General features: G+C 74.2%; 17 protein-coding genes and 1 pseudogene. 10 read left to right on the top strand and 8 right to left on the bottom strand.

Translation table 11 applies throughout. The annotated features are described in order from the left end of the window. Positions 1 to 58: 58 nt before the first annotated feature. Positions 59 to 697, bottom strand: a complete 639-nt coding sequence (locus tag SLP03_RS08095) for a TetR/AcrR family transcriptional regulator (protein ID WP_074472473.1) — start codon at positions 695 to 697, stop codon at positions 59 to 61. 148 nt (positions 698 to 845) lie between these two features. On the opposite strand from SLP03_RS08095, the gene SLP03_RS08090 reads away from it, so the two are divergent. The 6 genes from SLP03_RS08090 (at position 846) to SLP03_RS08065 (ending at position 8,719) form a co-directional block, all read left to right on the top strand. Beyond that, complete coding sequence (locus SLP03_RS08090) at positions 846 to 3,533, top strand: hypothetical protein (RefSeq protein WP_319459890.1); 2,688 nt, start codon at positions 846 to 848, stop codon at positions 3,531 to 3,533. A gap of 46 nt (positions 3,534 to 3,579) precedes the next feature. Then, the gene (locus SLP03_RS08085) at positions 3,580 to 4,554 is read left to right on the top strand and encodes an alpha/beta hydrolase (RefSeq protein WP_319459889.1); all 975 of its coding nucleotides are present in this window, start codon (positions 3,580 to 3,582) and stop codon (positions 4,552 to 4,554) included. Positions 4,555 to 4,559: 5 nt separating this feature from the next. After that, positions 4,560 to 5,468, top strand: coding sequence for a DUF3152 domain-containing protein (locus tag SLP03_RS08080; RefSeq protein WP_319459888.1), 909 nt, complete (start codon positions 4,560 to 4,562; stop codon positions 5,466 to 5,468). Positions 5,469 to 5,702: 234 nt separating this feature from the next. Beyond that, positions 5,703 to 6,455 carry a DUF3152 domain-containing protein gene (locus SLP03_RS08075; protein WP_319459887.1) on the top strand — a complete coding sequence of 251 codons (753 nt, stop codon included), beginning with the start codon at positions 5,703 to 5,705 and terminating at the stop codon, positions 6,453 to 6,455. 70 nt (positions 6,456 to 6,525) lie between these two features. Further along, the gene (gene moeZ / locus SLP03_RS08070) at positions 6,526 to 7,746 is read left to right on the top strand and encodes an adenylyltransferase/sulfurtransferase MoeZ (RefSeq protein ID WP_319459886.1); all 1,221 of its coding nucleotides are present in this window, start codon (positions 6,526 to 6,528) and stop codon (positions 7,744 to 7,746) included. 55 nt (positions 7,747 to 7,801) lie between these two features. Beyond that, positions 7,802 to 8,719, top strand: a complete 918-nt coding sequence (locus SLP03_RS08065) for a squalene--hopene cyclase (RefSeq protein ID WP_319459885.1) — start codon at positions 7,802 to 7,804, stop codon at positions 8,717 to 8,719. Positions 8,720 to 8,732: 13 nt separating this feature from the next. Here the strand turns inward: SLP03_RS08065 and SLP03_RS08060 are convergent, their stop codons facing one another. Together SLP03_RS08060 and proB are read right to left on the bottom strand one after the other, a co-directional pair. Further along, positions 8,733 to 9,974 (bottom strand): glutamate-5-semialdehyde dehydrogenase, encoded by a 1,242-nt coding sequence (locus SLP03_RS08060; RefSeq protein ID WP_319459884.1) that lies wholly within the window; start codon positions 9,972 to 9,974, stop codon positions 8,733 to 8,735. Positions 9,975 to 9,984: 10 nt separating this feature from the next. After that, positions 9,985 to 11,142, bottom strand: coding sequence for a glutamate 5-kinase (gene proB / locus SLP03_RS08055; protein ID WP_319459883.1), 1,158 nt, complete (start codon positions 11,140 to 11,142; stop codon positions 9,985 to 9,987). A 13-nt stretch (positions 11,143 to 11,155) separates the two neighbouring features. On the opposite strand from proB, the gene SLP03_RS08050 reads away from it, so the two are divergent. Both SLP03_RS08050 and SLP03_RS08045 read left to right on the top strand, forming a co-directional pair. Beyond that, positions 11,156 to 11,470, top strand: a complete 315-nt coding sequence (locus SLP03_RS08050; protein WP_319459882.1) for an MGMT family protein — start codon at positions 11,156 to 11,158, stop codon at positions 11,468 to 11,470. A gap of 1 nt (position 11,471) precedes the next feature. Continuing rightward, positions 11,472 to 12,026: pseudogene (locus tag SLP03_RS08045) on the top strand (aspartate aminotransferase family protein); the annotation flags it as partial. A 69-nt stretch (positions 12,027 to 12,095) separates the two neighbouring features. Here the strand turns inward: SLP03_RS08045 and SLP03_RS08040 are convergent. The 4 genes from SLP03_RS08040 to SLP03_RS08025 form a co-directional block, all read right to left on the bottom strand. Next, positions 12,096 to 13,034: a hypothetical protein gene (locus SLP03_RS08040; RefSeq protein ID WP_319459881.1), complete on the bottom strand. Its 939-nt coding sequence runs from the start codon at positions 13,032 to 13,034 to the stop codon at positions 12,096 to 12,098. Positions 13,035 to 13,182: 148 nt separating this feature from the next. Then, the gene (locus tag SLP03_RS08035) at positions 13,183 to 14,121 is read right to left on the bottom strand and encodes a hypothetical protein (RefSeq protein WP_319459880.1); all 939 of its coding nucleotides are present in this window, start codon (positions 14,119 to 14,121) and stop codon (positions 13,183 to 13,185) included. A 146-nt stretch (positions 14,122 to 14,267) separates the two neighbouring features. Further along, positions 14,268 to 15,476: a hypothetical protein gene (locus SLP03_RS08030; protein ID WP_319459879.1), complete on the bottom strand. Its 1,209-nt coding sequence runs from the start codon at positions 15,474 to 15,476 to the stop codon at positions 14,268 to 14,270. Next, the gene (locus SLP03_RS08025) at positions 15,469 to 16,035 is read right to left on the bottom strand and encodes a sigma-70 family RNA polymerase sigma factor (RefSeq protein ID WP_319459878.1); all 567 of its coding nucleotides are present in this window, start codon (positions 16,033 to 16,035) and stop codon (positions 15,469 to 15,471) included. The genes SLP03_RS08030 and SLP03_RS08025 overlap by 8 nt, the downstream gene beginning before the upstream one ends. A gap of 135 nt (positions 16,036 to 16,170) precedes the next feature. Between SLP03_RS08025 and SLP03_RS08020 the strand changes: the two genes are divergently transcribed. Together SLP03_RS08020 and SLP03_RS08015 are read left to right on the top strand one after the other, a co-directional pair. After that, positions 16,171 to 16,746 carry an NADH-quinone oxidoreductase subunit B family protein gene (locus tag SLP03_RS08020; RefSeq protein WP_319459877.1) on the top strand — a complete coding sequence of 192 codons (576 nt, stop codon included), beginning with the start codon at positions 16,171 to 16,173 and terminating at the stop codon, positions 16,744 to 16,746. Positions 16,747 to 16,782: 36 nt separating this feature from the next. Further along, positions 16,783 to 18,099 (top strand): DUF2252 domain-containing protein, encoded by a 1,317-nt coding sequence (locus SLP03_RS08015; protein WP_319459876.1) that lies wholly within the window; start codon positions 16,783 to 16,785, stop codon positions 18,097 to 18,099. A 19-nt stretch (positions 18,100 to 18,118) separates the two neighbouring features. On the opposite strand, the gene SLP03_RS08010 is transcribed toward SLP03_RS08015, so the two are convergent. After that, on the bottom strand, positions 18,119 to 19,165 hold the full coding sequence (locus SLP03_RS08010) for a glucose 1-dehydrogenase (protein WP_319459875.1): 1,047 nt from the start codon (positions 19,163 to 19,165) through the stop codon (positions 18,119 to 18,121). Positions 19,166 to 19,204: the final 39 nt, after the last annotated feature.

The raw sequence follows: 19,204 nt of genomic DNA, 5'->3' as shown, positions 1-19,204 counted from the left end.
CCTCAACTGGGGCGAAAAAGCCGCCGTGGGAAGGCTATCCGATCTGGCGGCCCGATGTTCAGGCTGACTCACCTTGCAGCGGGAAGCTGGCGATGCCCCGCCAGGACAGCGCCGCGACCAGCGCCTCCGCCTCCGCCTTCGGCACCTGCCGGCCGCCGGCCAGCCAGAACTGCGCCGCCGTCTCCGCCGCCCCGACCAGGCCGGAGGCGAGCAGCTCGGCGTGCGCCCGGCTGACGCCGGTGTCCGAGATGATGGTGTCGGTTATCGCGGCGATGCAGCCCTGCTCGACCCGCTCCACCCGCTGCCGGACGGCCGGGTCGTTGCGCAGGTCCGACTCGAAGACCAGGCGGAACGCCTCGCTCTCGTGGTCGACGAAGTCGAAGTACGCGCGCACCGACGCGCCGACCCGCTCCTTGTTGTCGTTGGTGCCGCGCATCGCGTCATGCACCTTCGCCACGATGGCGTCGCAGTGCGTGTCCAGCAGCGCCAGGTAGAGCTCCATCTTGCCGGGGAAGTGCTGGTAGAGCACGGGCTTGGAGACCCCGGCCCGCTCGGCGATGTCGTCCATCGCCGCGGCGTGGTAACCCTGCGCCACGAACACCTCCTGGGCGGCGGCGAGCAGCTGCTTGCGCCGCGCCGAGCGGGGCAGGCGCGTGGGCCGGCCGGCGGTCTGTGCACCGTTCCCCACAGCGGTCATGGGAGCCTCCGAGTTTCTTCGTACGAGCCGGCACTTATCACCCGAACCGGCCGGGTAGGTGAACCCGTCCCGGAATTGGCCCGCCGCTGTAACTTATCGCCACTGTCACCACACGGTAGCCTCAGCGGGGGCGACCAAGGAGCGCGCGGTGAGTGAATCAGGGCAACCCGGAGCCGCCACCCCGGGAGAGCACGGCGACGGGACGGGTCCGCAGGACGACCTGGCCCGTTCCGTCAGCGGGTGGGCGCCCCAGGCAGCCGGCTGGTCCCGCGGCGGGGAGGCCGGCCGCGAGCCGACGCCCGGCTGGCCGCAGCCCGACCCCACCGCCGGCCGGGGTGCCTCGTCCTCCCGCCACGGCGACCTGCCCGTCCCGCTGCCCGGCCCGCCCGCCGTGGAGCCGCCGGCCCGGGTCAACGGCCGGCCCCACGTCAACGGCCGGCCCCACGTCAACGGCGTGCGCCGCGCCGAGGAGGAGCCGCCCGTGACCCGCCAGGCCCCGGTGAGTGCCCCGCCCGCCGACGAGCCGCGGCGGGACCTCGACGCAGACCGGCTGGTCGTACCGGCCCAGCGGCCGGCGCCCGGGGTGGAGCAGCCGTCCGCCGAGGCGGAGCCCGGCCCGGCCCGGCACTCCTCGGACGAACCGCCGGCCAGCCGCGGGTCGCGCTGGGCGGAGGGGTCCGTCCCGTCCTCCGCGCCGCCGGCCGTGCAGGTGCCGCCGGTCGGCACCGCCGCCTCCGGGTTCGAGGTGCCGCCCGGCTTCCACGCCCCGATCGTCGAACGCGGCGCCCCCGAACCGGCCCCGTCGCTCTCCCGCGGGTGGGCCGACCGGCTCCCGCCGGAGCCGCCCCCCGCCGAGTCGGTCGAGCGCCGCGCCGCGCCCGCCGAGGAGCCGGGCTGGCGCGCCGAACCGGTCGACGAGCGCCGCGGCGCGCCCGCCGAGGAGCCGGAGTGGCCGGGCCCGAGCTGGAACCGGCCGAGCTGGGGCAGCGGCTGGGCGCCGCCGTGGACCCGCGACGACGAGGCGGGCGGCCGCCGCGCCCGCGATGAGCGGGCCGTCGAGTGGGCGCCCGAGCCGACCCGGCCGTACGAGCCGGTCCGCGCCGAGCCCGCCCGGCCGTACGAGCCGGTGCGCGCCGAGCCGGCACCGGCGCACGAGACGCCACGGGCCGACCCCGCCCGGTCGTACGAGGCCGCCCGGACGGACGTCGAGCCCCGCCCGACGTACGAGCGGGAGCACGCCGACCGACCGGCGTGGGCCGGCGGGGCGCCTGCCGCCACGCCGTTCAGCCCGCCGCCGCGCACCGCCCCGACCAGCGCCCCGCCGGTGCCGCAGGCCGCCCCGACCAGCGCCCCGACCAGTGCCCCGCCGGTGTCGCGGGACGTGCCAGCCAGCGCCCCGCCGTACGCCGTGCCCGCCAGCGTTCCGCCCGCCGCGCCGTCCGCCGGGTCCGACCCGGTCCTCCCCTCGGCCGTCCGGGCCGGCGTCGAGCGGACCGTCCAGCCGTTCCGACCGCGTCCGCAGGCCGAGGAGATCCCCCCGACACCTCCCGCCGGGACGGGTGGCCATCCCCCGCCCCCCGCCGGCCCGGGTCCCGCCACCGCCACCAGCGGGGCGGCCCGCTTCGACCGCACCCCCGCGCCCGCCCCGACGAGCGCACCCCCCTACGCGGCCCGCCGGTCCGCCCCCGAACCGGTGCCGACGGCCGAGCCGGTCGCCGACACCCGGCCGGACGACCGGGCGTCGGCGATGCTGCCGCAGCGCGTCCCCGCCGAACCGGACGTGCCCGTCGTGCCGGAGCCGCCAGCCGTGGAACCATCCGCCGAAACCCCCGAACTCGCCCGGATCGCCACCCACCTGCGCCGTGACGACGAGCCCGCGCCGATACGTGAGCGACCCGAGGGGTTCGACGTCAACGCGATCCTGGACGCCGTCCGGGAGGTCGCCGGTGTGCGGGACGCCGCCCTGCGCCGGACCCCGGCCGGCGCACACAGCCTCCGGCTCGACCTGGCCGACGGCGCCGACCCGGCCGAGGTGAGCCGCCAGGTGGCGCGCCTGCTCCAGGATCGGATGGGGTTGGCCGCCGCCCCGCAGAACCTGCCCGGGATGGCGGCCACTCCGCCGCCCCCGGTCCGCCGTCGCTCCGCCGAGGGGCGCGCCGACCGGGGCGCCGCGGAGACGCGGCCCGCCGAGGCGGCCGCCGCGGCCCCGGCGGGCCGGGACGAGTCGCGTGCCGAGCCGGAGCCGCCGCGCCGGCGTCGCCCGGTCGCGCCCCACCGTGGTCGGGCCACCGTGGAGGAGACCTCGCTCGCCGCCGCGCCGGCCGGTACGTCCACCGGCAGTCCGGCGATGCTCGGCACGTCGTACTCCGGTGGCCAGATGAGCACGACGGAGACCGCGCCCTCACGTCCGCTGGACACCGGCGGCACGCCGGGGCTCCGCGTGGTGATCGACCACGTCCAGGTGAGCACCTTCGGCCTCGACGCCACCGTCGAGGTACGCCTGATCGCCGGGGACGGGACCGCCGAGGGCCACTCCACCGGCCCCGCCGTCGACGGCTACGTGCTGCGGCTCTGCGCGGTGGCCGCCGCAGCGGCGGTGGACGAGCTGCTGCGCGGCGCCGCCCAGCCGTCGGACCGGGGGCGTTGCTTCGTGGAGCACGCCGCCGTGGTGCCGTTCGGCAACTGCGAGGTCGCCACCGTGGTCGTGCTGCTGGTCTGCGACGGGTGGGTGGAGCAGTTGGCCGGTTCCGCGCTGGTCGCCGGTGACCCACGGCAGGCGGTGGTCCGGGCCACCCTGGCCGCGGTGAACCGTCGGCTCGAGGCGCTGCTGGCCTGATCCGGGGTCGGTGTCGGTCGGGGGTGGCGTGGGAAACACTGGGAGCATGAAGCGCGCCACCCTCTTGCCGGACCATCTCCTGCCGGCGCACCACGTACCGCCGCCCTGGCCCGGTCGCGAGGTATGCCTCGACGGCACGGTCACCTACGTACGGGACACGCCGGCGACCGCGCCCGGTGCCGAGCCGGCGCTCTACGTGCACGGCCTGGGTGGCTCGTCGCAGAACTGGACGGACCTGGCCGGCCTGCTCGCCGACCGGCTGGACGGTCAGGCGATCGACCTGCCCGGCTTCGGGCGCAGCGAGCCGGGCCGGCGCTACACGATCCCCTCCTTCGCCGAGCGGGTGGTGCGCTGGATCGAGCACAGCGACCGGGGGCCGGTGCACCTCGTCGGCAACTCGCTGGGCGGGGCGATCTCGGTGCAGGTCGCGGCGGTGCGGCCGGACCTGGTGCGGACGTTGACCCTGATCTCCCCGGCGCTGCCGTTCCTGGATTTCCGCCGGTCTCTCCAGGGGCGGATGCTGCCGCTGCTGGCGATCCCACGGGGTGAACGGCTGGCCGCCTGGCGGCTGACCCAACTGGCCCCGGAGGTGACGGCCCAGCAGGTGATGGAGGCCTGCGTCGCCGACCTGACCCGGATCAGCGAGCAGCGCCGGCAGGAGGCCATCGAGGAGATCCGGATCCGCTACGAGGCCGCGCACTACGCCACCGCGTACGTCCGGACGTTTCGCGGTCTGGTCTCCAGCTTCCTGCGGTCGTACCTGCCCGGCTCGGGTTCGCTCTGGCGGCTGGCCGCCACGGTGCGGGCGCCCACGCTGGTCGTGGGCGGTCGGCAGGACCGGCTGGTCGACGTCCGGGTGGCGCCGCAGGCCGCCCGGGTCATTCCGGACTGCCGGCTGCTGATGCTCGACGGTGTCGGCCATGTGGCGCAGTTGGAGGTGCCGCGCACGGTGGCGCGGGCGGTGGTGGGACTGCTCGCCGAAACGGAGGAGAGCGCGCGGGGTCACGACATGGCAGGCTGAGCCGGATGCCCAGTTCCCCCCGGCCGCGTCATGGCTCCGCGCGGCCCGCCTCCGCCGTCGCCCCGTCCGCTCGACCCACCCCGCCCCGCTGGCGGCCGGCGGTCGTGGTGGCCGCGTTTCTGGTCGCCGCCGGGGTCGCCGTCGGCGTGGCGGCGCAGCGGCTGCCGGCCAGTGCCGAGGTGCTGGTGAGCGACGGGTTGGCCGCCCAACCGGCCGCCCAGTCGGCCGCGCCCGCGCCGCCCCCGTCGCCGTCCGGGTCGCCGTCCGGCCGGCCCGTGCCGAGCCCGTCGACGCCGGCCGGGCCGGTGCTGAGCCTGCCTGGCCCGGTGCCCTCGGCGGGGCGCGGCAGTTTCGGGTACGACGACCGGCCGGGCGGGGTGCTGGGCCGGTCGGGTGCGCTGCGGCGCTTCCGGGTGGCGGTGGAGAACGGTTCCGGGGAGGACGTGCGCGCCTTCGGCGATGCGGTGCAGACGGCGCTCGCCGGGGCGGGGAGCTGGGTGGACAGCGGCCAGCTGCGGTTGCAGCGGGTGCCGGCCGGTGCCGGCTACGACTTCACGATCTACCTCGCGACGGCCGGTACGGCAGGTCGGATGTGTCTGGCCGGGGGCACCGACATCCGGGTGGGCGGGCATCCGTACACCTCGTGCCGAACCCCGGGCAAGGTGATCATCAATCTGGACCGCTGGCTGCTGTCGGTGCCGCACATGGTGAAGGCCGGGGTGCCGCTGGAGCGGTACCGGCTCTACGTGATCAACCACGAGGTCGGCCACCAGTTGGGGCACCACCACGAGCGCTGCCCGGGTGCGGGCCTGCCGGCGCCGGTGATGCAGCAGCAGACGCTCTTCCTGAGCGGCTGCACGCCCAATCCCTGGCCGTATGTCGAGGGGCGGCGATACAGCGGACCGCTGGTGTGATCGTCCTGAAGATGGCAATGGGGCGCATTTCGCGGCAAGAGCGGTAAACGCGGCTAAATGCTCCGAATTGCGTGACACGCTGACGTCATGACGTCGTCGTCCCCTTACGACCCGCCTGCCGAGCGTGACCACGCTGCGGCCCACCCCGGTCGTCCGACCCGACTCGACTTCGACCGCCCCCCGGCCCACCCCGGAGTCGGGCATCCTGCGCCTGTCCGCCCGGGTCTGCGTCGGGTGCGGCGTCGGCGTCGGCGGGCCGTACTGCTGCTGGTCGCCGTGCTGGCGGTGGCCGGCACGGCGGCCGGCCTCACCGATCTGGTCCACCAGCGGACGGAGCGGCCACGCATGGGGGCTGCCGATCCACGCTCGGTCAACAGGGTCGGCGCGGGCGCCAGGGTGGAGCCCGGCCCGTACCGGACCGAGGCCTCCGGCAGCTTCGCCGCCGCCGACGGCCGCTCCCCGGTACGCGGATACGACGGGCCGCTGCGGCGTTACCGGGTCGCCGTCGAGCAGGGCGCGGGGCAGGACGTGGACGCCTTCGCCGCCACCGTGGACGAGGTGCTCGGCGACCGGCGCAGCTGGATCGGCTCGGACGAGCTGCGGGTGCAGCGGGTGGCCGAGGAGATCGTCGCCGACTTCACGATCTACCTGGTCACCCCGGCGACCTCCGAGCGGATGTGCGCCGAGGGCGGGCTGACCACCGAGCGGTACACCTCCTGCCGGCTTCCCGGCCAGGTGATCATCAACCTGGCCCGCTGGATGGAGTCGGTGCCCGACTACGGCGCGCCGCTGGAGGTCTACCGGACCTACGTGATCAACCACGAGGTCGGGCACGAGCTCGGCGAGGAGCACCAGTCCTGCCCCGGGCCGGGCGAGCCGGCACCGGTGATGCAGCAGCAGACGTACGGGTTGGACGGCTGCGTCGCCAACGCCTGGCCGTACGTCGACGGCTCCCGCTACTCCGGCCATCCGGTCGACGGCATCTGAGTTATTCCCGCTCCCGTATGTCGGGCGACGTGTCCCTCCTCATGGCCGGCGGGTGCCCCGCCGAGCGACAATGGCGCGGTTCACGACCGCCGATCCCGGGGAGTCCACCGTGTCGTTGCCCCCGCTCGTCGAGCCCGCCGCCGAGCTGACCGTTGACGAGATCCGCCGCTACTCGCGCCACCTGATCATCCCGGACGTCGGGGTCGAGGGGCAGAAGCGGCTGAAGAACGCCCGGGTGCTCTGCGTCGGCGCCGGCGGTCTCGGCTCGCCGGCCCTGATGTACCTCGCGGCCGCCGGCGTCGGGACGCTCGGCATCATCGACTTCGACACCGTCGACGAGTCCAACCTGCAGCGGCAGATCATCCACGGCGTCTCGGACATCGGCCGTTCCAAGGCCGAGTCCGCCGCGGCCTCGATCCGGGAGATCAACCCGCTGGTCCAGGTGGAGATCCACAACACCGCGCTGGACCGGGAGAACGTCAAGGAGATCTTCTCCCAGTACGACCTGATCGTCGACGGCACCGACAACTTCGCCACCCGCTACCTGGTCAACGACGCGGCGGTGCTGCTCGGCAAGCCGTACGTCTGGGGTTCGATCTACCGCTTCGACGGTCAGGCGTCGGTGTTCTGGGCCGAGCACGGCCCCTGCTACCGCTGCCTCTACCCGGAGCCCCCGCCGCCCGGCATGGTCCCGTCCTGCGCCGAGGGCGGCGTCCTCGGCGTGCTCTGCGCGTCGATCGGCTCGATCCAGGTCAACGAGGCGATCAAGCTGCTCACCGGCATCGGCGAGCCGCTGGTGGGCCGGCTGATGGTCTACGACGCCCTGGAGATGGAGTACCGCAAGATCAAGGTTCGCAAGGACCCGAACTGCGTGCTCTGCGGGGAGAACCCGACGGTCACCGACCTGCTGGAGGACTACGAGGACTTCTGCGGCGCGGTCTCCGAGGAGGCGCAGGAGGCGGTGGTCGACGCGACCATCACCGCGCTGGAACTGAAGGAGTGGCAGGACGCCGGCAAGGACGTCTTCCTGGTCGACGTCCGGGAGCCCGCCGAGTACGAGATTGTCCGGATCCCCGGCGCCACCCTTATCCCCAAAGGCGAGATCATCTCCGGCGAGGCGCTGGCCAAGCTCCCGCAGGACAAGCAGATCGTCCTGCACTGCAAGTCCGGCGTCCGCTCCGCCGAGGCGCTCGCCGCGCTGAAGGCGGCCGGCTTCCGCGACGCGGTGCACGTCCAGGGCGGCGTGCTCTCCTGGATCAAGCAGATCGATCCGTCGCTGCCCGCGTACTGAGTCGTCGTCGACGGGGCCCTTCCGATGCCGGGAGGGCCCCTTCGCGTACCCGCCGGTGGGCTGGGCCACCTCGGCCGAGATACCGAGGCGTAACCGCGTTTGCGCCGGTAGGGTGTCCGCCGTGGTCGACTTGGATGCCGCGATCGGCTTCGTCGTGGCGCACGGTGACGCGGTGGACCGCGCCCGCCTCTCCCGGCTGCGTACCGGCGCCCCGACGCCGGCCGAACTGCTCGACGCGGCCGAGACCGGGCAGACGCCGGATGGCGGCTGGCCGGCCACCCTGGCCAGCGACATCGCCTCCGTCGACGCGACCTGCTTCCGACTGGGCGAGCTGGACGACCTCGGCGCGCTCGGCCGTCCGGCGGCCCGGCACGCCCTGGACTGGCTGGCCGCCCGGCAGCTCTCCGACGGCGGCTGGGACGAGGACTCGGCGCTGGCCGGATTGGCCCCCGAGTGGGCCCGCCCCGGCGACCCGGAGGCCCGGCTCTACCTCACCGCCAACGCCGGGTTCTGGCTGACCGTCGCCGGGCTGGACGCCCGCGCCGCCGGCCCGCTCGACCACCGCGTCGGCGGGGCGTACGCCGGGGTGGTGCAGGCCGCGGCGCAGACGCTCGCCGCGCAGCTCGCTCCGGACGGGAGCTGGCCGTCGTTTCTCCCCGCCGGTTGGTTGAGCGCGGCGGTGCTCCACCGGCAGCAGCTGTACTACGAGTCGGCGCGGATCCAGGCGGTGCTGGCAGAACGGATCCCGGAGATGTCCCCGGCCGACGTGGCGTGGCTGGCCGCGACGCTGCGCCGGGTCGAGGTGGGCGAGGAGCAGTGGTTGCTGGTGTCGGCGCGCAAGCGGCTAGCCGAGACCCAACGCACCGACGGCGGCTGGGACAGCGACGACGGCCACCAGTTCGACGTGCACACCACGCTGCGGGCGATCCGGGCCTGCCGCCCGGCGGTCGCGTCGGCCGCCCCGGGCGGCTGAGCGACGGCCGGGGTCAGCGCAGGTGGCCGTCCCCGGTGACCACGTACTTGGTGCTGGTCAGCTCGGGCAGCCCCATCGGGCCGCGGGCGTGCAGCTTCTGGGTGGAGATGCCGATCTCGGCGCCGAAGCCGAACTCGCCGCCGTCGGTGAACCGGGTGGAGGCGTTCACCATCACCGCCGCCGCGTCGACCCGGGCCACGAACTCCCGGGCCGCGCTCTGCGAGTCGGTGACGATCGCCTCGGTGTGGCCGGTGCCGTACCGGCGGATGTGCGCGACCGCCGCGTCCAGCGAGTCGACGACGGCGACCGAGATGTCCGCCGAGAGGTATTCGGTGGCGAAGTCCTCCTCGGTGGCCGGGACCACCGCGGCCGAGTGGGCGGCCACCCGGGCGTCGCCGTGCACGGTCACCCCGGCGTCGGCGAACGCGCCGAGCATCGCGGGCAGGAACGCGTCGGCGATCTCCGCGTGCACCAGCAGCGACTCGGTGGTGTTGCAGGTGGAGAGGCGCTGGGTCTTGGCGTTCAGGGTGATGGCGACGGCCTTGGCGACGTCGGCGGCGGCGTCCACGTAGACGTGGCAGTTCCCCACCCCGGTCTCGATCACCGGCACGGTCGACTCCTCGACCACGGTCCGGATGAGCGACGCGCCGCCGCGCGGGATCAGCACGTCGACCAGGCCACGGGCGCGCATCAGCTCCTTGACGGAGTCGCGCGAGCTCGCGTCGAGCAGCTGCACCGCGTCCGCCGGCAGCCCCGCGCCGGCGACCGCGTCGCGGAGCACCGCGACCAGCGCCGCGTTCGAGTGGGCCGCCGAGGAGGAGCCGCGCAGCAGGGCCGCGTTGCCGGACTTCAGGCAGATTCCGGCGGCGTCCACGGTGACGTTCGGGCGGGCCTCGTAGATGATCCCGACCACCCCGAACGGCACCCGGACCTGCCGCAGCTCCAGGCCGTTGGGCAGGGTCGAGCCGCGGACCACCGCACCGACCGGGTCGGGCAGCGCGGCCATCTGGCGCAGCGCGTCCGCGATGCCGGCGACCCGGCCCGCGTCGAGCGCGAGCCGGTCCAGCACGGCCGCGCTCAGCCCGGCCTCCCGCCCGGCCGCCAGGTCCGTGGCGTTCGCGGCCAGGATCTCCCGCGTACGCGCCACCAGCGCGTCGGCCATCGCGACCAGCGCGGCGTCCTTCACCGTACGGGTGGCGACGGCCAGCGCCTCCGCCGCGTCCCGGGCCCGCCGGGCCTGCTCGACGACGCTCATCCTGCACTCCTCACAGCAGTACGAGGTCGTCGCGGTGGACGACCTCCCGTTCGTACGCCGGGCCGAGCGCCGCGGCGAGCTCTCCGGTGGAGCGGCCGAGCAGTCCGGGCAGCTCCACCGCGTCGTAGTTGACCAGCCCCCGGGCCACCGGTGCGCCGTCGACGTCCACCAGGTCCACCGGGTCCCCGGCGGTGAACGTTCCGTCCACGGCGACGATCCCGGCCGGCAGCAGCGACTTGCGCCGGCCCACCACGGCCTGCACCGCCCCCGGGTCGAGGTGCAGCCGACCACGCGGGGTGGTGGCGTGGGCCAGCCAGAAGAGCCGGGCGGCGGGGCGCTGCCGCCCGGGGTGGAAGAGCGTGCCGACCGGCTCGCCGGCCAGCGCCGGGGCGGCCAGCGGTGCGGCGGTGAGCACCACCGGGATGCCGAAGCCGGTGGCGATCCGGGCCGCCTCCACCTTGGTGACCATGCCGCCGGTGCCCACCCCGGCACGGCCCGTGCCGCCGATGTCGACCCCGGCCAGGTCCCGGTCGTCGCGGACCTCGGCGATCCGGGTGCTCTTCGGCCGGGTCGGGTCGCCGGTCCAGAGCGCGTCCACGTCCGACAGGAGCACCAGCAGGTCGGCGTGGACCAGGGCGGCCACCAGCGCGGCCAGCCGGTCGTTGTCACCGAACCGGATCTCCTCGGTGGCCACCGTGTCGTTCTCGTTGACGATCGGCACCGCCCGCAGGTCGAGCAGCTTGCGCAGGGTCCGGTACGCGTTGCGGTAGTGCACCCGCCGGGTCACGTCGTCGACGGTGAGCAGCACCTGCCCGACGGTCAGCCGGTGCCGGGCGAAGCTGGCCGCGTACCGGCGGATCAGCAGGCCCTGCCCGACGCTGGCGGCGGCCTGCTGGGTGGCCAGGTCGCGCGGGCGCCGGGCCAGCCCGAGCGGGGCGAGGCCGGCGGCGATCGCGCCGGAGGAGACCAGCACCACCTCGCGTCCGCCGGCGGCCAGCGCGCCGAGCGTGTCGACCAGCGTGTCGACCTGGGCGTCGTCCAGCCCGCCCGCCGCCGTGGTCAGCGAGGACGAGCCGATCTTGACGACGATCCGCCGGGCCGAGGTGACTGCTTCGCGCACCCGACCATTCTGCGCGGTCGGGGCCGCCGTGCCGATCGCCGTTCCCATATCGTGGCTGGCCGTGACACCTGACGAGTACGTGGAGGCGGTGCTCGACCTGGTCGAGCGGATCCCGCCGGGCCGGGTGATGTCCTACGGGGCGGTGGCCGACGCGCTCGCCGAGCGCTCGGGGCGGGCGTCGGCCCGGCTGGTGGGCTCGATCATGGCCCGGCACGGGGGCGGGGTGCCCTGGCACCGGGTGGTGAACTCCGCCGGCCGGTTGCCGCCGGGGCATGAGCGGGAGGCGCGGGCCCGGTTGCGGGCCGAGGGCTGCCCGCTGCGCCCGTCCGGGGTGGACATGAAGGCGGCGGTCTGGTCGCCGGAGGAGGGGATGTGACCCGGGCCATACCGTGAGTAACATTCGGCCCCATGGACGCGACGGGGCCGAGCGGGCGGCTGCCCCGCCGGGTGCGCGCCGGCACCTCGGTGAGTCCGGCTACCTGCGGCTCGCGGCGCTCACCCGGGACGCGGTGGCCGGGCTGGCGGACGCGGTCCGCGGGGTCGACGGCCTGCGGCTGATGGCCGAGCCGGAGTCGACCGTGGTCTGCTTCACCAGCACCGACCCGGGGCCCGACCTCTTCGTGCTGGTCGACGAGCTGACCGCCCGGGGCGGGCACACCCAGCCGCAGCTGTCGTACGCCTGCCTGCCGGCCAGCGTGCACCTGACGGTGACCGCGGCGGTGGCCCCCCGGGTGGCCGAGTTCGGCCCGGACCTGGCCGACGCGGTCGCGGCGGCCCGAGCAGCCGGTCCGGTCGCGCTGCCGGCGGAGCTGCTGGCGCTCGCCGGCAGCCTGACCCCGAAGGCGCTCACCCCGGAGCTGATCGCCGGGCTCGCCGCCGGCCTCGGCCTCGGCGGCGTGACGGCGGCCGTCTCGGCGATCGGCCCCGGCCCCGGCGTCGCCGAACAGTGACGAGACGCGTCACCCGGCCGGGGCATCGTCCCCGACCGGGTGACGGGTCGTTCAGCTCGCGTCGGCCGCCGTCACGGTGAACGAGGCGGTGTTGTCGCTCGGGTCCACGTCCTGCACCTCAGCGCCGTAGAAGTAGCTCGACGAGACCGTGTACGAACCCACGCCCAGATCACCGGCCGGCGTGCCGGCGGGTGCGGCGAGGATGACGTCGAAGGTCCGCTCCTCGCCCGGCATGAACCGGCCCCCAGGCACGCTGAATCCATCGCTCCAGCTCGGCATGTCCTGCGGCTCGATGTGGTGGACGACCACCCCGGCCGGCAGGCTGGCGGTCACCGGCAGGTCGAACGACGGGGCGTCGTTGCCGTACCGGACGGTGACCGGCATCCGGCCGCTGAGGCTGCCGTCGGGCAGCCGGTCGAGGGTGACGTTCCCGGCGGTCATCCGGAGGTCGCTGTCGACGGCCTGGACGTACGGCCGAGGCTTCTTCAGGCTGCCCTTCGTGGACCGGAACAGGGTGGTGAAGGCGGCGGTGTCGGCCAACTCCGGCTTTCCGTTCGGCTCCACGGCGATCTCGGTGCCGGCGACCGTCATGGCGTAGTCGCGCGGGGTGGTCCAGACGTGGAACCCCAGCGAGTACGTCTGGCTGTCGCCGGGCTGGACCTGCTCGCCCAGGCACTGGATACGCAGCCGGTTCGCCTCCTGCCCGATGAAGAAGCAGGGACCGCCCGGCGTGATCGTCGTGTGCGAGGCCCCGGCCGGCTCGGTGAAGGTCAGGCTCGGGTAGTCGGCCACCGTTCCTTCGTTGGTGACGACGGCGGTGAGGGTGCCGACGTACCCCTGGTCGGTGGGCTCCAGCACCAGGCGCTCGGCCGTGACGGACATGGCGCCGGTCGACTCCGGCGCCGCGGCGGCAGGTGCGGCGAAGGCCAGCAGCGCCAGCGCCGGACCTAGCGTGGCGGCGGCGAGTCGGCGCCCGGTGGAAATGGTCATGGACATGAAGGTGTTCCTCCCCGTGGTCCCCGTTGTGCGCCGTCCCCCGGCGCCAATCGACGATCACCATATCGGCGCGGGCCGATCAGTGTGGTCCCGGCGGACGAAACGGGCCCGGCGCGGTGTGCCGGGCCCGTTCTCGGGGCATTCAGCTCGCGTCGGCCGCCGTCACGGTGAACGAGGCGGTGTTGTCGCTCGGGTCCACGTCCTGCGGGTCGGCACCCCAGAAGTAGCTGCCGGCCACGGTGAACGTCCCGGTGCCCAGCTCGCCCGCGGTGGTCCCCGCCGGCGCGCTGAGGATCACGTCGAAGGTCCGCTCCTCGCCCGGCATGAACCGGCCGCCCGGCACGGTGAACCAGTTGGGGAAGCTCGGCATGTCCTGCGGCTCGATGTGGTGGACCGCCACCCCGGCAGGCAGGGCGGCGTCGACGTTGAGCATGAAGGTCGGGGCGTCGTTGCCGTAGCGCACGGTGACCGGCATCCGGCCGAGCAGGCTGCCGTCCGCCTGCCGGGTCAGCACCACCGCGCCGCCCCGGATGCTCAGGTCGGTCTCGGTGGCCTGCACGTACGGCCGGGGCTTCTTCAGGCTCCCGGTGGTGGAGCGGAGCAGCGTGGTGAAGCGGGTGCTGTCGGCGGCCCGGGTGGCGCCGTCCGGGACCACCTCGATACGGCCGCCGTCGGCGATCATCGGGTAGTCGCGGGCGGTGGTCCAGACGTGGAAGCCAAGCCGGAAGGTGACACTCTGCCCGGCCTCGATCCGGTCGCCCATGCAGCCGACGACCAGCCGGTTCTCCACGAGCCGGTCGTAGAGGCAGGCGCCGCCGGGCTCGATCGTGCTGAACGAGGCGGCGGCCGGCTCGGTGATGACCAGGTTGACCGACGTCGCGGTCGACCTCCGGTTGGTCACCGTGGCGGTGAGCGTCCCGACGTACCCCCGGTCGGTCGGGTCGAGGACGAGCCGCTGGGCGGTGATGTCGGTGCCGCCGGTCGTTCCGGTCGGCGCGGCGGCGGCCGGCGCGGTCAGGGTGAGCAGGGCGGCGGCCCCGCCGAGCAGCGCGGTGGCGATCCGTGCCGTACGTGTGGTCATGCTGGTCCTCCCGTGGATCCCCGTTGGTGGGCGGCGGCGCTTCCGTCCGCCCGATGGTGGTGACACGTCCATCTCGGACGGTCGGTTGCGGCACGGCCTGTCGCCAATGTGACGCGGCGACCCGGGGGCACCGGGTCGCCGCGCGGCTAGCCGACCGTCTTCAGGTCGACCTGGTTGTCCTTCCACTTCAGGTCGCTCCAGTACCGCTCCTGGGAGTCGTAGTGGATGACACTCAGGGTCGGCGGACCGCCGATGCCCGGCGGGTCGTACCGGAAAGTGAAGGTGTACGTCTTCCGTTTCCCGGCCGGCAGGCCGTCCAGGACACAGGCGCCCGACCCCTCCGACCGCACCTCCCGGCACCGGGCCAGGTCCCCGCCGGCGGGCTCGCCGATGCTGTAGAAGTCGGAGAAGCCGAGCAGGGGCACGTCCACGGGTCCCTTGTTCACCACGATGACGGTGACCGAGCCGGTCCGCTTGCCCGTCGCGTCCGGCGGCCCGACGACCAGGTCACCGGCCGTCAGGGTGAGGTCGGTCAGCCGGGGGTCGACTCCGAACTTCGTCGGCCCGGCGGTCTGGTCGAACCGGTCGCCGATCCAGGCGTACGTCCGCCACTGCCGCTGCGGTGCCCATGACGGCGTGCTGCAGCAGGGTTGGATGTCGGCCACATGCACCCGGACCTGCCGGTCGGACTCGACGGAGAACGCGGTGATGTCCTCCATCCCGTCGCGGGTGCCGACCACCCGGCCCATCGTGACGATCCGTCCGGCTCCGTCCCGGTCGAACGCCACCAGCTGTTTCTCCGAGGCCTCGCCGTACCGGCAGCCCACCAGGGCGACCGTCTCGGTCGCGCCGTCGTCGTCCAGGTCGCCGTAGGCGAGGTCGCCCAGCACCGCCGGCAGCGACTCGTTGAGCGGGCCGGTCCGGAGCCGGACGTCCTTGCTGGTGCATGTCGTGGGCGGCATCTCCCCGGGCCAGACGGCCAGGTCGACGCGGGTGGCGAGGAGCTGGGCCCGGCTGATCCGGCCGTCCGGCGCCGCCGGGGTGGGGCTGGCGGTGCTCGGCGTGGGCGACGCGGTGGACGGGCTAGGTGCCGGGGTCGCCGGCGACGGGGTGGGCTCCCCGGTCTGGGCGGGCGCGGGCGGCGGGCCGGACCGCCGGTCCAGGGCCGCGTTCGCGCCGACCGGGACCGCCACGGCGAGCACCACGGCCGCCGCGGTGACCACCACGGCCCGCCGCCGCCGGCGCCGCACGGTCGTCCGGACGGCGGCCGGACCGGCCGGGTGCACGGCCGGGGTGAGGGCCTCGCGGTACGCCGCGAACTCCCCGCTGACCAGCATGTCGTCGAAGTCAGTCATGGTCGTTCACCTCGTTCGTGGCGAGCTCGGTCGCCAGCGCCGCTCGGCCCCGGTGCAGCCAGGACTTGACCGTGCCCTCCGGCACGTCCTCCTGCTGCGCGATCTGGGTGACGGAGAGATCCGCCAGGTAGTGCAGCACCACGGCGCGGCGATGGTTCGCCGGCAGCAGCGCCAGGGCGGCGGTCAACGCCACCCGGTCCGGGCCGGGCCCGGGCACGTGCTCCTCCCGCTGACGTAGGAGCCACGTCTGCGCGGTCCGCAGGCGCCGCCACCGGCTGCTGGCCAGGTTCCAGGCGACCCGCCGCACCCAGGCCACCGGATCGTCGTACCGGGACACCTGGGACCAGCGGGCGAAGGCCCGGCAGAACGCCTCCTGCACCAGGTCCTGCGCCTGCGACAGGTCACCGCAGTAGGCGGTGAGCTGGAGCGTCAACGACCGGAAGTGCGCGTGGTACAACTCGTCGAAGTCGACCCCGTCGGTCCGTTCCCGGCCCTCCCGCCGGCCCGCGGCCCGCTCGGGTGGAGGCTCGTCGAGCCTCGGTTCCCCCGTCACCATCATCTGGTCCTCCCCGTGCCGTCGCCGCCGATGCGGTCGACGCTCGTCACACGTGTCGATGCTCCCGACGGTTGCGCCGGTTGCCGCCGGAGCGCTGTGGTTGACTGTCAGATCGGGGACACGCGAGGGAGGCCCGAGGTGCAGCTACCGGCGGTGCTCGGCGAGCCGATCCGGTTCGTGCTGAACTGGGGACGGCGTTACTCGCTCTGGGTGTTCAACTTCGGGCTGGCCTGCTGCGCCATCGAGTTCATCGCCACCAGCATGGGCCGGCACGACTTCATCCGGCTCGGCGTGATCCCGTTCGCCCACGGTCCCCGGCAGGCCGACCTGATGGTGGTCTCCGGCACGGTCACCGACAAGATGGCCCCGGCGATCAAGCGGCTCTACGACCAGATGCCCGAGCCGAAGTACGTCATCTCGTTCGGCGCCTGCTCCAACTGCGGTGGCCCCTACTGGGACTCGTACTCGGTGACCAAGGGCGTCGACCAGCTCATCCCGGTCGACGTCTACGTGCCCGGCTGCCCGCCCCGGCCGGAGGCGCTGCTGCACGGCATCCTCCGCCTCCAGGAGAAGATCGCCGCCGAGCAGTCCGGCATCGGCGGCGTCAGCCGCCCCGACCCGCTCGCCCCGCCGGTCGACGCCGGGCCCGCGGAGGCCGCGCCGCGCCCGGTGGCATCCCTCACCGCGCCACCGGTACGTCCTCCGGCCGGCTGAGGACGGCACTGGCGGTCGGGGATTAGCCTGCGGACCATGACCCAGTCCGCGGACAAGCGCTCCGCCTTCATCGTCGACGTGCTGACCGAGGAGTTCGGCGCGTCGATGGCGCTCGACCCGGCGGCGTTCCGCCGCAAGTTCCGCAAGATGGCGGCGTCCCCGTTCGCCTTCTACCGGGGCAGCGCCTCGCTGTTCTACGCCGACCAGCGCGGCGACTTCGCCGACGACCGGTTCCTCGACGAGCGGACCAGCCGGGTCTGGATCCACGGCGACCTGCACGCGGAGAACTTCGGCACGTACATGAACGCCTCCGGGCAGCTGGTGTTCAACGTCAACGACTTCGACGAGGCGTACGTCGGGCCGTTCACCTGGGACCTGAGGCGCTTCGCGGCCAGCGTGGCGCTGCTCGGCTACGGCAAGGCGCTCTCCGACCGGGTGATCGGGGAACTGGTCAGCGGCTTCGCCCGCTCCTACCTCACCGAACTGCGGGCCATCGCGGCCGGCGGGGACGACGCGATCGGCTCGATCACCCTGGACAACGCCGACGGCGTGCTGCGCCGGGTGCTCCAGCAGGCCCGGCTCAACACCCGGGTCGAGCTGCTCGGGACGCAGACGACCATCGACAACTACGACCGCCGGTTCTCCCTCGGTGACGGCGTGTTCGAGGTCGACGAGGAGACCCGGGAGCAGGTCCGCGCCGCCTTCCACGACTACCTCGACACCCGGCCGGAGTCCGCGATCCGGCTGCGCCCGATTGCGGCGAACATCAAGGACGTGGTGCTGCGCAAGGGGGTCGGGATCGGCTCGGCCGGTCTGCCGTCGTACAACCTGCTGCTGGAGGGGCACACCCAGGCGCTGGAGAACGACGTGGTCATCTACATGAAGCAGGCCCAGGTGCCGGCGGTGGCGCGGTACATCGACGACGAGCGGGTCCGCGGCTACTTCACGCACCAGGGCCACCGGACCGCCGAGTCGCAGCGGGCGCTCCAGGCGTACGCCGACCCGTGGGTGGGCTTCACCGAGCTGGACGGGACCGGCCAGCTCGTCGCCGAGGTCTCGCCGTACGCGGCCGACCTGGACTGGGCCGACGTCAACGAGCCGGAGGAGCTGGCCGGGGTGCTCACCGACCTGGGGCGCGCGGTGGCCCGGATGCACTCGGTCGCCGACGACGAGTCCAGCCACGACCTGGTCGACTACTCCACCGAGGAGGCGATCGTCGCCGCCGTCGACGCCGACGCGGAGACCTTCGTCCGGCACCTGGTCGACTTCGCACACGGGTACGGCGTCCAGGCCCGCCACGACCACCAATTCTTCGTGGACCTGTTCCGCAACGGCAGGCTGCCCGGCATCTGAGCCGCCCCGGCCCGGCCGCTCAGGCGGTGAAGTCGAGCACCACCTTGATGTCGTCCGGTCCGGGGGTGTACGCCTCGGCGTACGCCGCCACCGGCACCCGGCGGGTGATCAGCGAGTTCAGCCAGGCCTGGTCGGCCCGGGCGAGCGCCTCGGCGGCCAGGTCCCAGTGCCGCTTGTTGGCGTTGACCGAGCCGAAGACCACGTTGTTCTCCAGCACCAGGGCCCGGTTGAGCGCGCCCGCGTCGAAGTCGATGGTCCGGCCGCCGCTGGACACCCCGGTCAGGCAGACGATGCCGGTCGGCGCGGCCTTGCACATCGCGTCGAGCACCACCACCGGCGCCCCGGTGCACTCCACGACCACGTCCGGCTCGAACTCCAGCTCGCTCACCGGCGAGGTGTGGTACGTCGCGCCGAGCGCCCGGACCAGGTCCGGCTTCGGCCCCTCGGTGTTCCGGTCCAGCACGTGCACCGACAGCCCGCGCTGGGTGGCGAGCAGGGCGGCCAGCAGGCCGATCGGCCCGGCCCCGGTGACCAGCACGGTCTGCGGCTTCCACTCGGTGCGGCGACCGATCCGCTCGATGTGGTCCCAGGCCTTCGCCACCACGCTCGTCGGTTCCAGCAGCATCCCGACCGGGGCGAGGACCGGGTCCAGGCCGACGGCGAACTTGGGCTGTACCCGCCACCGGTCCCGGGCGAACCCGGACAGCGCCTTGATGCCGTGCTCGGTGTACTGCCCGTTGCGGCACATGTCCCACTCGTCCACCGCGCAGTTCGGGCAGGGCAGCGGGTCGGGGTGCCGGACGACGCCGGCCACCAGGTCGCCGGCCTGGAGGGTGCCGGTGGGGTCCTCCAGCACCCGGCCCAGCGCTTCGTGGCCCAGCACGAGCCGTTCCTGACCGGGTGGCGCCTCCCCGTAGGCCCCGGCGATGATCTCCTGGTCGGTGCCGCAGATGCCCACCGCCAGCGCCTCGACCAGGATCGCACCCTCCTCGGAGGCCGGCTCGGGCCACTCCTCGGTCAGGCGCAGCGAATCGGGGACACCGGGAGTCACAGTCACAGCGCGCACGGTCTTCATCTTTCCCCGCCCGGGCACCGCCCGCCCGGC

Source organism: Micromonospora sp. RTP1Z1 (genome assembly GCF_033804685.1).
In the GTDB taxonomy this organism is placed as follows: domain Bacteria; phylum Actinomycetota; class Actinomycetes; order Mycobacteriales; family Micromonosporaceae; genus Micromonospora.
This window is presented reverse-complemented; position numbering and strand designations above follow the sequence as displayed.

Bases quoted from the DNA above. Each gene is read 5' to 3' on its own strand.
- SLP03_RS08035 (WP_319459880.1), bottom strand. From the start codon at position 14,121: ATGACCACACGTACGGCACGGATCGCCACCGCGCTGCTCGGCGGGGCC.
- SLP03_RS08095 (WP_074472473.1), bottom strand. From the start codon at position 697: ATGACCGCTGTGGGGAACGGTGCACAGACCGCCGGCCGGCCCACGCGC.
- SLP03_RS08085 (WP_319459889.1), top strand. From the start codon at position 3,580: ATGAAGCGCGCCACCCTCTTGCCGGACCATCTCCTGCCGGCGCACCAC.
- SLP03_RS08030 (WP_319459879.1), bottom strand. From the start codon at position 15,476: ATGACTGACTTCGACGACATGCTGGTCAGCGGGGAGTTCGCGGCGTAC.
- moeZ (WP_319459886.1), top strand. From the start codon at position 6,526: ATGGCGCGGTTCACGACCGCCGATCCCGGGGAGTCCACCGTGTCGTTG.
- SLP03_RS08015 (WP_319459876.1), top strand. From the start codon at position 16,783: ATGACCCAGTCCGCGGACAAGCGCTCCGCCTTCATCGTCGACGTGCTG.
- SLP03_RS08040 (WP_319459881.1), bottom strand. From the start codon at position 13,034: ATGACCATTTCCACCGGGCGCCGACTCGCCGCCGCCACGCTAGGTCCG.
- SLP03_RS08060 (WP_319459884.1), bottom strand. From the start codon at position 9,974: ATGAGCGTCGTCGAGCAGGCCCGGCGGGCCCGGGACGCGGCGGAGGCG.
- SLP03_RS08025 (WP_319459878.1), bottom strand. From the start codon at position 16,035: ATGATGGTGACGGGGGAACCGAGGCTCGACGAGCCTCCACCCGAGCGG.
- SLP03_RS08080 (WP_319459888.1), top strand. From the start codon at position 4,560: ATGCCCAGTTCCCCCCGGCCGCGTCATGGCTCCGCGCGGCCCGCCTCC.
- proB (WP_319459883.1), bottom strand. From the start codon at position 11,142: ATGGGAACGGCGATCGGCACGGCGGCCCCGACCGCGCAGAATGGTCGG.